The sequence below is a fragment of the Methanooceanicella nereidis genome, from assembly GCF_021023085.1.
Taxonomy (GTDB): domain Archaea; phylum Halobacteriota; class Methanocellia; order Methanocellales; family Methanocellaceae; genus Methanooceanicella; species Methanooceanicella nereidis.
Genome location: NZ_PGCK01000009.1, coordinates 65,401 through 77,659 on the forward strand (window position 1 = coordinate 65,401; position 12,259 = coordinate 77,659).

The 12,259-nt window shown below is 44.8% G+C and carries 16 protein-coding genes; 10 read left to right on the top strand and 6 right to left on the bottom strand.

Annotated features, from left to right (window positions below):
- Positions 1-143 precede the first annotated feature (143 nt).
- Both CUJ83_RS11095 and CUJ83_RS11100 read left to right on the top strand, forming a co-directional pair.
- The gene (locus CUJ83_RS11095; protein ID WP_230742383.1) at positions 144-398 is read left to right on the top strand and encodes a hypothetical protein; all 255 of its coding nucleotides are present in this window, start codon (positions 144-146) and stop codon (positions 396-398) included.
- A 132-nt stretch (positions 399-530) separates the two neighbouring features.
- Positions 531-1,385 carry an ABC transporter substrate-binding protein gene (locus CUJ83_RS11100; RefSeq protein WP_230742384.1) on the top strand — a complete coding sequence of 285 codons (855 nt, stop codon included), beginning with the start codon at positions 531-533 and terminating at the stop codon, positions 1,383-1,385.
- Positions 1,386-1,485: 100 nt separating this feature from the next.
- On the opposite strand, the gene CUJ83_RS11105 is transcribed toward CUJ83_RS11100, so the two are convergent.
- The 5 genes from CUJ83_RS11105 to CUJ83_RS11125 all read right to left on the bottom strand — a co-directional run bounded on the left by CUJ83_RS11105 (position 1,486) and on the right by CUJ83_RS11125 (position 4,781).
- Positions 1,486-2,016 (bottom strand): hypothetical protein, encoded by a 531-nt coding sequence (locus CUJ83_RS11105; RefSeq protein WP_230742385.1) that lies wholly within the window; start codon positions 2,014-2,016, stop codon positions 1,486-1,488.
- A 435-nt stretch (positions 2,017-2,451) separates the two neighbouring features.
- Positions 2,452-3,048: a CDP-alcohol phosphatidyltransferase family protein gene (locus CUJ83_RS11110; RefSeq protein WP_230742386.1), complete on the bottom strand. Its 597-nt coding sequence runs from the start codon at positions 3,046-3,048 to the stop codon at positions 2,452-2,454.
- A 12-nt stretch (positions 3,049-3,060) separates the two neighbouring features.
- Positions 3,061-3,627 carry a flavodoxin family protein gene (locus CUJ83_RS11115; RefSeq protein WP_230742387.1) on the bottom strand — a complete coding sequence of 189 codons (567 nt, stop codon included), beginning with the start codon at positions 3,625-3,627 and terminating at the stop codon, positions 3,061-3,063.
- Positions 3,628-3,641: 14 nt separating this feature from the next.
- A complete protein-coding gene (locus CUJ83_RS11120) occupies positions 3,642-4,058 on the bottom strand; it encodes a flavodoxin family protein (protein ID WP_230742388.1) in 417 nt (138 codons plus the stop codon).
- Between the two features lie 60 nt (positions 4,059-4,118).
- On the bottom strand, positions 4,119-4,781 hold the full coding sequence (locus CUJ83_RS11125) for a TetR/AcrR family transcriptional regulator (protein WP_230742389.1): 663 nt from the start codon (positions 4,779-4,781) through the stop codon (positions 4,119-4,121).
- Positions 4,782-5,001: 220 nt separating this feature from the next.
- Between CUJ83_RS11125 and CUJ83_RS11130 the strand changes: the two genes are divergently transcribed.
- The 5 genes from CUJ83_RS11130 to CUJ83_RS11150 all read left to right on the top strand — a co-directional run bounded on the left by CUJ83_RS11130 (position 5,002) and on the right by CUJ83_RS11150 (position 8,456).
- Positions 5,002-5,460 carry a GNAT family N-acetyltransferase gene (locus tag CUJ83_RS11130; protein WP_230742390.1) on the top strand — a complete coding sequence of 153 codons (459 nt, stop codon included), beginning with the start codon at positions 5,002-5,004 and terminating at the stop codon, positions 5,458-5,460.
- 160 nt (positions 5,461-5,620) lie between these two features.
- Complete coding sequence (locus tag CUJ83_RS11135) at positions 5,621-6,430, top strand: Fpg/Nei family DNA glycosylase (protein WP_230742391.1); 810 nt, start codon at positions 5,621-5,623, stop codon at positions 6,428-6,430.
- 248 nt (positions 6,431-6,678) lie between these two features.
- Positions 6,679-7,488, top strand: coding sequence for a hypothetical protein (locus CUJ83_RS11140; protein WP_230742392.1), 810 nt, complete (start codon positions 6,679-6,681; stop codon positions 7,486-7,488).
- 15 nt (positions 7,489-7,503) lie between these two features.
- On the top strand, positions 7,504-7,917 hold the full coding sequence (locus tag CUJ83_RS11145) for a flavodoxin family protein (RefSeq protein ID WP_230742393.1): 414 nt from the start codon (positions 7,504-7,506) through the stop codon (positions 7,915-7,917).
- Positions 7,914-8,456, top strand: a complete 543-nt coding sequence (locus CUJ83_RS11150; protein ID WP_230742394.1) for a MarR family winged helix-turn-helix transcriptional regulator — start codon at positions 7,914-7,916, stop codon at positions 8,454-8,456. The genes CUJ83_RS11145 and CUJ83_RS11150 overlap by 4 nt, the downstream gene beginning before the upstream one ends.
- Before the next feature lie 262 nt (positions 8,457-8,718).
- On the opposite strand, the gene CUJ83_RS15935 is transcribed toward CUJ83_RS11150, so the two are convergent.
- A complete protein-coding gene (locus CUJ83_RS15935) occupies positions 8,719-9,786 on the bottom strand; it encodes an invasin domain 3-containing protein (RefSeq protein ID WP_230742395.1) in 1,068 nt (355 codons plus the stop codon).
- 13 nt (positions 9,787-9,799) lie between these two features.
- On the opposite strand from CUJ83_RS15935, the gene CUJ83_RS11160 reads away from it, so the two are divergent.
- The 3 genes from CUJ83_RS11160 to CUJ83_RS11170 all read left to right on the top strand — a co-directional run bounded on the left by CUJ83_RS11160 (position 9,800) and on the right by CUJ83_RS11170 (position 12,171).
- Positions 9,800-10,093, top strand: a complete 294-nt coding sequence (locus CUJ83_RS11160; RefSeq protein WP_230742396.1) for a hypothetical protein — start codon at positions 9,800-9,802, stop codon at positions 10,091-10,093.
- 316 nt (positions 10,094-10,409) lie between these two features.
- Positions 10,410-11,369, top strand: a complete 960-nt coding sequence (locus tag CUJ83_RS11165; RefSeq protein ID WP_230742397.1) for an ABC transporter ATP-binding protein — start codon at positions 10,410-10,412, stop codon at positions 11,367-11,369.
- The gene (locus CUJ83_RS11170) at positions 11,362-12,171 is read left to right on the top strand and encodes an ABC transporter permease (protein ID WP_230742398.1); all 810 of its coding nucleotides are present in this window, start codon (positions 11,362-11,364) and stop codon (positions 12,169-12,171) included. Before CUJ83_RS11165 ends, CUJ83_RS11170 begins: the two co-directional genes overlap by 8 nt.
- Positions 12,172-12,259 lie beyond the last annotated feature (88 nt).

The window sequence follows — 12,259 nt, forward strand, 5'->3', positions numbered from 1 at the left end:
TTAATATACATTGGTAACATTTAACATAAAAAATTAAGACTTTAGATTGCGTAATATACCAAATTTATAGAAATTATTTAAAGAAAATGGATTTATTAATAAAATCCCGGAAACAAACTATTCTTTTTCATTGTACATACTAAATGATCATAAACAAGTATTTAACAGGAAGAAATGGTAGCAGACCATATAATTTTAGATATACTGATCGATATGGGTACATAAAAGCAGCAATTGAAGATGAACTCCTGGTGTTTAAAAAACAAGACACGGATAATAAAACAGATAATAAGGCTTATTGGATAATGTCATACGATAATTTATTAAAAATACAAAAACTATGCAATTTCGGAATAAAAAAAACCGGTAATGGTGTGTTGATTTGGTCAATTAGCTGATATTTATGCTAATAAGTAAAATTGGAATCCATAAAAAGGATATCGAACAAAAAACTGTATCAATATTATAATATTAAATTATATTTTATATATTTTTATTTATAAAATAATCCATCTCAATTAGGGGATGTTATGAATTATAAAAACATTACAAGAACAAGCGTAATAGTATTTGCTATTATGCTGGTATTAATACCCATGTCGGGCATAACAGCTTCGAACCCGCAGGTTTTAAGATTGGCCACTACGACCAGCATGCAGGACACAGGTTTACTTAATCAGGTAATACCTGCTTTCGAGAAAGAGCATAATGTTAAGGTTAATGTAATACCGGTCGGTTCTGGTGAAGCCCTGAGAATGGGTGCTAAAGGCGATGTCGACGTTCTGATCGCCCATAGCCCGAAAGAAGAAAGAACCTTCATGGATGAAGGATATGGCAAGGATACAAAACAGATCGCCCACAACTATTTCGTGATCGTCGGACCGAAGAACGACCCTGCAGGTATTAAAGGAATGAGCGCTGCAAAGGCGTTCGAAAAGCTCGCACGGTCTAATTCCGAGTTCGTTTCCAGAGGTGACAGGTCCGGTACCCATATGAAAGAAATGGAGATGTGGGATCAAAGCGGAGCGACAAGACCTTCTACTCTGTCCGCATGGTATATGGAGACCGGTAAGGGAATGGCCGATACCCTCAGGAAGGCAAGTGATGAGCAGGCATATACGCTCACGGATATAGGTACTTTCCTGAATGAGAGGAAAAACCTGAACCTGGGATTGCTTGTAGATGCCGATAAGACTCTTGAGAACAAGTATGATATCATAACGGTAAACCCGGCAAAGCATCCGGACGTGAACTATGATATGGCAAAGACGTTCATGGACTATATGGCCAGTCCCGAGGTCCAGCAAAAGATCGGCGAGTTTGGAAAGAAAGAGTATGGCAGGCCATTGTTCTATCCGGAACTGGTGGCCGTACCGGCTATGTGAGCTGTATAAGACATTTTTTATTTTTTTTTCTTTCCGTATATGAATTATTCAGTTTTTGTGTATCTCAAGGATACCGTGAGAATGCTTCGACGGCCATAGCTTATTTAGCAGCCTTTGCAGGTTTTGAAGCATTTTCGATCTTAGACGGTTTTTTAGGAACTGACTTTTTAGATTCCTTTTCCCATTTTTCTATCAGTACCTTTGGAGCCTCCAAAACGCCAGTATTGAAGTTTCCGAATCCCGGAGAGAACATGCCATTTATGAAGCCGGTTATTGCCAGAATGTTCATCCTCGATAACGGGTTCATGGCCATAACGCCCGGCCCGGCATAACCCGGCCCATATCCATATCCGGTAGCAAATCCGCCATAACCATATTGCTGCCCGGGGTCCCCAAACATAAAGCTCGGACCGCTCATCCCATATTCAATTACAGGTGCGAACTTAGGGCCGGTTACCGCACCAGGCCCCATACCATATATCTGAGAAAAAGGGCCCATCATCGGCGAAGTACCTGCAGCATTTATCAAACCGATGCCATAAGGATCGAACGAGCCCGGATCTGGCTTCGCTGCGCTTGATAACGCAGTCATGAACATTAAAGCGATACTTATTATCGCCATAGTAGACAATATTTTATTTTTTACTTTCGACCTTCTATAATCATTACAAAAATTGAATGTGATTTTTAAAATACTATACCGGCCAGATGATCTTGAACTGTTGACCATACCAGATAACATCCCCCTCAACGATAATTCTTTAATATCCTGCCATATTATCCCTGCGGCTACAGGATATCGATATTATTAACTAAATCCATAATTCGCAATGCATTATAATTATATATTAATTTCTAAATTTATTTAGAATTATTATATAAAAAATTAATAGACGCATATTAAAATTGGATATTTATCTGCTGCAGATATACAAAAACGGTCAATATATCCATATAATGAAAGTAATTCTACTCGAAAATATATGACTGGCGCTGGCAGGTCATGATCACCCAAAAAGTTTGTCCATTTTTATCTTACTCTCCGTTTAAAATTTTTATACTGCCATCATTTTTTAGTATCGGCCATGAGTGTTAATTTACTGGCTTTCCAATCAATTCCGGAAGCCAGAGCTTGTAACGATGAAATGATACACATCATGAAAGCGGCCATAAAAAGTACTGTGTTGTAAGGTTCAGGGGATACTAATCCGGCCATCAGGAGCATTATCCTTTCCGGCCGTCCGAACATGGCAGCATTTGAATCGAGGCCTTTCCTGTGATTATAAACCCTCGATGCCATGAGAAGAACAGAGCCTGCCACGACCAGAAAAGCGGAGACTGGTGCGCCTCCGAGGACAGCGCCGGTGACGAGTAAAAGCTCAGAGCACCGGTCAGAGCAGCTATCAAAGTATTTACCAAACTCAGTACAGAGGCCGCATGCTCTCGCGAATGATCCGTCAAGGGCGTCAAGACAGGCTCCGGCAAAGAAAAGTATGATAGCGGCATAGAGGTGGCCTGACATGGCAAGCGCACCTGCAATGCCGGAAATGAGCAAGCCTGACGCGGTTATCATGTTCGGCGTCACTCCTGCTGCAAATAATGCCCGTGATATTGAGAGCAGGAAACGGTCCTTCTGTGGCTTATACGCGTAAAGCATGCTCATTTTCGGTTACCCCTATTGTAGAAGAGTTGTGACAAACACTGCACATTTACTGTCCGTATCATCCTGAGGGATCAGCTTTACGACAGCATCTATCATGATCGGGCTATCATCCGGAAGCGGAGCCGCTTCTTTTTGCAATTGTCCTGCATCGGAGATACTGACCGAGCCGGTAGCGAACACCCCTATTTTCGCGTTTTCCGAAGGCTTCATCGAAGCCAGATATTCCCGGACAGCACTGCTGGCATTACCGGCATATATAGGTCCGCCGACAACTATGACGTCGTAACCGGACTGGTCAGCGGCTGTCTGGCTTCGGATGCCCGATAGATCTACCACATATCCATTCGACTTCAGGTCATTTGCCACTGTCTCGGCAATGTTTTTAGCGCTACCCGAAATGCCCGGGTCATATACTACAAGAGCTTTACCGGTAACATCGCCTGCAGGGTTAATTGTTTCAGACCCGGTTGCAGTATAGCTCATAACATCAAATATGACAAAGCCCAGTACGGCAAATACCGCCACGACTGCTAAAATAAGTACTGACCCGGCAGCCAGTAAGATCTTCTTGATATCCATATTAACGACCTGTCTCAATTGCTTTTGATCATCTCTCTTGCGAATTTCCTCACGCCTTCCAGGTCTTCTTTGCCCGGGTGGCCCATATTAATGACAAGGAAAGCCCGCCCTTTACAATAATAACTTCCCAGGACAACGGCCCCCTTTTGTCTCAAGGCTTCAGACATTGCCCGGACCTCATTGCCTTCGCCGCTGCCGGAAGTGCCGAAGAGAGCGAACTTCCTCCCGGAAAGATCGTTTTTCTCGATGAACTTCGACATGTCTTCCCCCGGCTTATTCCCGTAATTCCCGCTTCCCAGGAAAACGACCTCTGCATCCGGCAGCGTAGTCAGCGACTTGATGCTCTCCGCCTCTGCGCCGATCTCATCCGCGATAGCCATGGCCAGCTTCTTAGTGTTGCCGGTCATCGAGTAGTATAATACTTTGTACATCGTTTACCTCCACTTCCTTCCTGATAGATCCTATAAATGATCGTTAGCATACAGCCTTCATCAGGCCGCTTTTCGAGCTTTTTTTACGTTTTCGATGGAACGCATCATCATGTCCAGAGTAATATCGAAGAGCCCGTCCTGGTCCAGCCCGAACTTTTTCATATACATCATGGTGACCGGAGTGAGATTTAGCACGTCATTCGTCGAGAACAACATGACCAGTGTGGCTGCTTCAGGCTGGACATCCTTCCTGATCGTCCCGTCCCTGATGCCCTCAAGGACAGCATCCACCACCATGCGGAAACTATCAGCCCGTATACGTCTTAGCTCTTCAAGTTCCGGGGAATCCTTCTGATCGAACATCCCGGAATGATAATACGCAGAGTAATAGCCAGGGTATTTTTTATAGAACTCATTGTAAGACATAATGAGTGACCTGACCTTCTCGATCCCGGTCGTTTTCCTCTGAGAGCATTCGGTGAATACCTGATTGACTATTTTCGAGGCGCGGATAGCGATTGAGACATATATATCCTCCTTGTTCTTGAAATACAGGTATAGAGTCCCCCTTGCCAGTCCCATCTCTTTTGCTATGTCATCCATTTTGACGTTCTCGTAGCCTCTGGAGAAGAACACTTTCTCTGCGGTATCGATGATCTCGTTTCGCCGCCACTCTTTTTCTCTCTCCTTCCTCTCTGCCTTCGACACTATTAATCGCCCCATTTACGTGACACCATGTCATAAATATATCATTGTGTCATATTTCTGACAACGTGTCATTATTTTGACGTAATGTCATGATAAGTATATAAGGTTTTGCATAAGCAGAGTTATTACCCAATTTGATTCTGGTCTAATTGCAACTGGAATTACAAATCATGGTACTTTATGAAAGAACAAGAGATGGTAAGTATTATAACAGGTCAGCAATGAAGGTTTATCGATGAGTAACATCGTTTTTTCAAGCGTATCGGAAAGCCCGGAAGTCCAGGGCATTGTCGCCCAATGGTTATGGAGTTTCTGGGGCAATACTCGAAACTATGAATTTTACAGGAGCCTTGTGGCGCATTGTAAAGCCGACGATATCCCCATGATGTACGTCGCATATCATGACGGTATGCCAGTCGGCACTGTCGCGCTGTTAAGGGCGGACCTTTTCTCCAGACAGGATCTTTTCCCATGGATGGCGGATCTCTACGTTCTACCCGAATATAGATCCAAAGGTATTGGCTCTGCCCTTCAGGACTTTGTGTTAAAAAAAGCAAAAGAGCTGGGATATGGGACGATATACCTTTACACGCCCCTGACCGGCTATTATGAAAAGAAAGGCTGGGAATATATGGGAAATGAAATGGAGAGGGATGGCGAGATCGTACGGATATATAAAAAGAAGATCGTATGATAACTGTGACATATTAAAACCTATAGTCATGAGCTGGTGTCGTTATCCATTAATTTTCAGTGTGCTTGCCAAAAGATAATATCGCACTGGCATCGTTTTATAGATCATCGAAATCCATACATGGCGTTATTGTATCAGAGGCCATGGATACCAGGGGTGTGTGATATTGCCGGAATTACCCGAGATTTTCAATCTGGCTGGCCAGATGGGCAAAGAGCTTGAGGGAAAGACAGTACAGGATGTAGAGATACGACAGCACAAATGCCTGAACGTGACACCTGAAGAATTCAAACTCCTTGTGTGCGGTAAAAAGTTAAGTAAGGTCACATCTAAAGGAAAGTGGATATTAGTTAAGCTATATCCGGATGCTTATTTCCTGTTAAGCCTGGGCATGGGAGGCAACCTGCTATACCATGAACCCGGACAGAGCTTGCCCGATAAATACCAGCTGTCATTCTCGTTCGACGATGGGAGCCATCTTTCAATCGGTTTCTGGTGGTTTGGCTATGCACATGCGGTTAATGCGCTTGACAGCCATAAAATGACCTCAAAGCTGGGAATGTCGCCCGTCAGCGATGAGTTCACTTACGATCGTTTTAATTCTATGCTAAGATCAAAAAAGGGTGCTATCAAATCGGTCCTGATGGACCAGTCTTCCATCGCCGGCATAGGGAATGTGTATGTCCAGGACATATTGTTCAAGGCAAGGCTGCATCCGGAGAGAAAAGTGCCGGAGATGACAGAAAAAGAGAAAACGGTCCTGTATGATGCAATAAAGGATAATTTACTCAGGGCAGTATCGCTGGGCGGGATCGCTCCTGAAAAGGACCTGTACGGCAATCCCGGAAGATTCACAGAATTCATGGTAGGATACCGGGAAGGCAAGCCCTGCCCGGAATGCGGTACGACCATAGAGAAGATCAAGACCGGGAGTACGTCATCGTACATATGCCCGGCATGCCAGCGCTAAGCCCGGCCATATCGTTCCATAAGTGCTGCTGTCAAGTAAAAAATCATATTTTTTATCCGCGATTAGCGGATATATTGCTTATGAAGAGTCAAAAAAGCCGTTAATTTCATATAAAACCGGTCGATGTACTTATTTTTTAAACCATTGTTTAACAGGTAATATATTACATAAACAAAAAGCTTAAATACTAACAGGTAATATGTTACATATAATAAGGTAACATATTACCAATAAAGGAGAAATTGAATATGGACAAAAAGATCATCATTATAACATCAGCGCTTATCGCCATTCTCGCAGCCATCGCCTCCGGCGCAGGGCTGCTCTGGGAAGACCTGTATAAGAACGATACCGTATCAGGAGCAGCACAGATGACAGGCAACGACCTGGTCACGTTCGTATTTTGCGTACCGCTTCTGCTTGTGTCGGCATATTATGCGGCAAGAGGCTCGCTACGTGGCCGGCTTATCTGGACGGGCACGATATTCTTCTTCCTGTATACGTATGCGTCGATGTCGTTCCTTGCCACCTACAATCAGATGTTCCTGGCATACGTGGCCATCTTCTCGCTCTCGCTGTACACTTTCGCGGCCAGCATACTTACCCTTGACGTCAACAAGGTCAGGGAAAGCCTTACGGGCGCACCGGTTAAAGTCACCGCAGGGTTCATGTTTTTCATCGGTATCGCCATTTTGCTTATGTGGCTCGGCGTGATCATCCCCTCACTGGTATCGGGCGAGGCCCCGGCATTGCTGGAAACATACACTACGCTTGTCATCCAGGCACTGGACCTGGGCGTAGTGGTGCCGCTTGCATTCATTACTGGAGTTTTACTGCTGAAGAATGACGCCTGGGGATACGCGCTTGCGTCAATAGTCCTCATCAAAGGGATCACGCTGGGGACCGGTATACTATCTATGGTACTGTTCATGATCCTGAACGGCGTGGAAGTCGTCGCTGCCCAGGCGCTGTTATTCATAGTGCTGGTGGCTTGCTCGCTCATACTGGCCGTGGCATTCTACGGAAAGATGAAAGATAAGACTATGGTTCCCGCTTGAAACGGAGGCTAAACAATGTGCGAAGTATTATATTATACAATGGGCGGAAGCACCAGGAAGCTGGCTGACGCTATAGCCGGAGAGCTTGGCGTCACGGCGAAGAGCATCAAGTCGCTCTCTACGTTGCCGGAAGCTGAAATTTTATTCCTGGGCTCCGGCTGCTACGGAGGTAAACCGGCTGATGACATGATGAAGTTCATTGAAGGGAATGATTTCACGGGCAGGAAGACGGCACTATTCGGCGCATCTGGAAAAGGAGAGGGAAAAGAGGTGGATGCTATGGAAGAGGCGCTGAGTAGAAAAGGTGCGGTCGTAATCGGAAAATATAACTGCAAGGGAAGGGCTTTTCTTATTATGAACATTGGCTTCCCGGGGAAGGAAGACTTCGATGCAGCGAAGAGATTCGCAAGGGAGATGGTAAAGGCTTGACGGATATAGATGAAGTAAAAGACATGATGGGCTCCAGCCGGCTCGACATGGCAAGATTCATCCTCATCATGTTCTTTATGATAGAGCAGCGATGGAGGTATATTATCGAAAAGGAACTGGAACCGGACGGTATCACCACGAAACAGTGGCTCATGCTCATAATCATAGGCGCCGGTTTCAGGCATGCTCCGTCCATACAGGAAGTCGCGGACGCCATGAGCACGACACACCAGAACGTCAAGCAGATCGCTGCCAGCATGGAGCGGCGCGGTTTCATGACCCTGGAAAGGGACGAAAAGAACAAGCGTATAATCAGGCTTAAGGTTACCGACCAGTGCCATGACCTGTTTAAAAGGCGTGAGGATAATGACATTAAGGCGATGCTCAACCTGTTCGAGAACCTGACCGATGAAGAGATGAGATCGCTGTTCGAGATAATAGCCCGGCTTGAAAAGAGAGCAGAGTACCTGTATGAAGAGGCAAGGACGACAAGGTTAAGCCAGGCAAATGAGAATTCGGGAATGGAATATAAAGAATAGCTAGACTGTCATATCAATGATCAGTCTGGGATTTTCCCATTATTCCATTAATAAAATTAGTAGAAAAAACAATTCTTCAACCTGGATTGAAGAATGATTTCCTTTTTTATTTTTGACAATTCGGATTAACATCTAATTTTTAATAAGATAAATCCCGGATTCCGGATATACTCTAATTTACCTTTAAGTCATTTGGTAAATATAGTAAGGATACCACGGTATTTAAAAAAAGAGATGATGTACCCATTTAGCAGGAATCATCTCAAAGCGTTATATGTATATCGACCCGGGCACTTAAACTGTTAATCTCAGCCCTTATAGTATTAGTCGCCTCAACAGTTGCCCATCCGAACTTCACACTTGCATAACCGTTTCTTGTAGTAGCGGTGACAGTACTGCCATCTGGAGAGCTTGATGAGACAGGGGCCAGCAATCCTGCCCCGGCAGAAGTGTTAGTCTGACTAAAGGTTATAGTATACCCATCTATTACTGGATTGCCCATCGAATCTGTAACATATGCAGTAATGGTCGCTGTGCTGGTGCCATCGGCTTGAATATTTTGGTTATCTGCAGAAAGTGCAATATTGGCCGGCAATGTGAGTATTACTACGTTGGTATTTGTTGTGTATCCTTCATGCACAGCGATCGCATAGGAATATCCTTCCCCATAAGAACCATGTTGTGCATATAACTTATAGGATAACTGACTGCCAGTGGCATTAACACAAGGGAACTCGAAAAAACCATTACCATCAGCCGTAGTTTCATAAAATTTATGATTCGTATCATATGCGCTCACTATAGCCACAGAAGCATATGGAATACCGATATTATTATGAGTAGTGACCTGGCCTGTCACTGTGCCTGTAGGGGTCGGAGGCGGCGTATTCGGGGTTAATACTACACGAACCCAAAATACCATATTAGGTTCTATCAGGAATGATTGAGAATAACCTTCAATGTATGATTCATGATACGCATAGACCATATACGATCTCTTACCACCGGTCTCATTCACGCCATTGATAACATAATTACCTTGGTTATCGGCCGTAGTTTCGTAATAGATAATATCCGGATCATTTGAGTCCACAATAGCCACATAGGCTCCGCCTATGCCTGCATTCGTAAGATAAGCTGTAACCTTACCGGTAACAGTTCCGGTAGGCCTGGAAGTAGGAGTTGGCGTCGGTATCGGTGTTTGTGTCGGGGCCGGTGTGGGAGATGACGTCGGTGCAGGCGTAGGCGTCGGAGTAATCGTCACGACAGCCGTAGGAGTCGGCGTGTAAGTTGAATTCGGGTATGGAGTCGGAGTAGGCGTTATGCTCACGATGGGAGATGCTGTGGGAGTTGTAGTCGAATTCGCTGACGGCATAGTGCTAACTGAAGGAATAGGAGTAGATCCTGGATCAGTTGTTACAGAAGGGCCGGGAGTTGCCGAAGCATCTGGATCGCTGGCCAGTACATTCGTATGGATCGGTATAGACACGTCCTGCCTCGGAGAAAATAATGATAAAATACCCTGTACAGTAGCCGAGTTGATTATATCGGACCTGGTGCCCGGGTTTGCATATACAATTGCGCCTGAGACGGCTACCAATATAAAAACAACCGCTATGGCCGCTAAAAATAACTGACCCCGTTTCAACATCATACCTCTAATAATTAAAATCGTTAAATAATCGACTATTTCTATAAATGATACTATATTATTTAGTTAACGGTCGTACCGCCATAACTTAACGCTTTACATTGAACTCTTTTTTAAATTAGATATGTGTTTTCCAGCCAATTATTTACAAAATATCCTATTAAAAAAGAAAAGTTATATATACCTATTTAATCTATAGTACCTATTACTCATATGTACATAAATTGATTATGTACATCATAAGGATATATTGATGATCCGGAAAATATCAAAAGACTCTATGACAATGGCAGTGATCAAACATGGATAATAACGATCTTGTGATAAGCACAAACGGCCTGACAAAAGCGTATAATGGCGTACAGGCCCTCAAGTCCCTCGATCTAAAGGTAAGGAAGAATTCTATCTTCGGGTTCCTTGGACCCAACGGGGCTGGAAAAAGCACGACCATAAAACTCCTTTTAGGGCTGATCAAGCCTACTGCGGGCTCAGGCAATGTTTTTGGAATGGATATAGTAAAGGAAAGCACACTAATACGAAAGCGAATAGGTTACCTGGCGCAGGACCCGAGATATTACGATTATATGTCCGCCAGGGAAACATTACGGTTTACAGCGAGATTTTTTTACAGCGGCCCTAAAAATGAGATAGAGAATAAGATAGATGATACTCTTGAGCTGGTGGGGCTCGATGACAAAGCTGACAGGCCCATCAAAGGATTCTCCGGCGGAGAGCGGCAGCGCCTCGGGATAGCCCAGGCACAGATAAACGATCCTGACCTGCTTATCCTGGATGAGCCTGCAGCATCGCTGGACCCCATGGGAAGGAGAGACGTGCTTGAGATCATGGAGAAGCTCAGAGAAAAGACCACGATATTCTATTCGACCCATATACTGTCCGACGTCCAGAGAGTAAGCGATACGGTCGCAATACTGAACCGCGGGGAACTGGTGGCGCAAGCCCCGATCGAGGAACTACTTCAGGGTAACGGCAACGCGGTATACAGCCTGGTCCTTAAAGGGGATGCGGCTAACGCACGTTCCGTACTGACAGGTCAGCCCTGGGTGTCTTTAGTAAATACGGTCTCGTCCAACGGAAGCACTTCGATCAACGTGACCGTCACGGATGACAGTATTGCTGAAGATCGATTATTGCGGCTGGTGCTCGAAGATAAGAGCGTGCAGGTGAAAGAATTCGGCAAGAAGAGGTACGAGCTTGAAGAGATATTCATGAATATCGTGGGAGGGAAAAACAATGTCTGAAAACGGATTACAGCTTATAAAAGAAAACGGATGGCGATGCGGCCTTTCCAATATGCTCAGAAAAGAGAATGGCAGATGGTGGGGGACTAAAAAATGGATCATACAGGCGATACTATGGACGTTTATCGTGAACGGGATGCTTGCGATGATATTATTCCTGGTCGCCGGTACAGTAGCTACGCAGACAGGAACTGTGCTTACGACCGGTGAAAAAATAGAGATGGGAATGCAAGGCTTTTTCAACGTGGCCGGTTTAGGTTTCGCGATGGGAGCGGCGATCCTTACCCATGATATAATTATCAGTGAAAGAGAGACCGGTACGGCGGCATGGATAATGTCGAAGCCCGTATCCAGAAAAGCTTTCATAATATCCAAGTTCGCCGCGAACGCGATAGCCTTACTTTCAATACTCATATTCCTGCAGGGAGCTATCGCATACGGGCAATTCTCTATAGTGAATGGAGCGCCAATGCCGGTGATACCGTTCATCACAGCTATGGGAGTACTGGCACTAATATGCCTCTTTTACGTGGCATTGATGTTCATGGTGGGAACGCTGACGACATCCAGAGGATTGGCTCTTGGAGTTTCACTGGGGATAATATTTGCCGGGCAGATAATACCGAGCATTATTAAAGAAACGGTATATGTTACGCCATGGGCGCTTTCCAATATCGCCAATGCGATCATGGCTGGCTCACCTTTACCGGCGGAACTGCTGGCTCCCATATTTGTCACAATGGCACTGTCAGTGATCTTTCTGGGATATTCCATGTGGAAGTTCGAAATAATTGAACTATGAGCAGGACTGACTGTGTTAACTGCATAAAATAAAAACAGAGAAGATGGCCGGAGATTTCGCATTCGCTGAAAAAATCGATGCTAAATCA

Excerpts from the sequence above, each read along its gene's own strand:
- CUJ83_RS11110 (WP_230742386.1), bottom strand. The coding sequence starts at position 3,048 with ATGAGCATGCTTTACGCGTATAAGCCACAGAAGGACCGTTTCCTGCTC.
- CUJ83_RS11100 (WP_230742384.1), top strand. The coding sequence starts at position 531 with ATGAATTATAAAAACATTACAAGAACAAGCGTAATAGTATTTGCTATT.
- CUJ83_RS11115 (WP_230742387.1), bottom strand. The coding sequence starts at position 3,627 with ATGGATATCAAGAAGATCTTACTGGCTGCCGGGTCAGTACTTATTTTA.
- CUJ83_RS11140 (WP_230742392.1), top strand. The coding sequence starts at position 6,679 with ATGGACAAAAAGATCATCATTATAACATCAGCGCTTATCGCCATTCTC.
- CUJ83_RS11125 (WP_230742389.1), bottom strand. The coding sequence starts at position 4,781 with ATGGGGCGATTAATAGTGTCGAAGGCAGAGAGGAAGGAGAGAGAAAAA.
- CUJ83_RS11095 (WP_230742383.1), top strand. The coding sequence starts at position 144 with ATGATCATAAACAAGTATTTAACAGGAAGAAATGGTAGCAGACCATAT.
- CUJ83_RS11145 (WP_230742393.1), top strand. The coding sequence starts at position 7,504 with ATGTGCGAAGTATTATATTATACAATGGGCGGAAGCACCAGGAAGCTG.
- CUJ83_RS11130 (WP_230742390.1), top strand. The coding sequence starts at position 5,002 with ATGAGTAACATCGTTTTTTCAAGCGTATCGGAAAGCCCGGAAGTCCAG.
- CUJ83_RS11170 (WP_230742398.1), top strand. The coding sequence starts at position 11,362 with ATGTCTGAAAACGGATTACAGCTTATAAAAGAAAACGGATGGCGATGC.
- CUJ83_RS11120 (WP_230742388.1), bottom strand. The coding sequence starts at position 4,058 with ATGTACAAAGTATTATACTACTCGATGACCGGCAACACTAAGAAGCTG.
- CUJ83_RS11165 (WP_230742397.1), top strand. The coding sequence starts at position 10,410 with ATGGATAATAACGATCTTGTGATAAGCACAAACGGCCTGACAAAAGCG.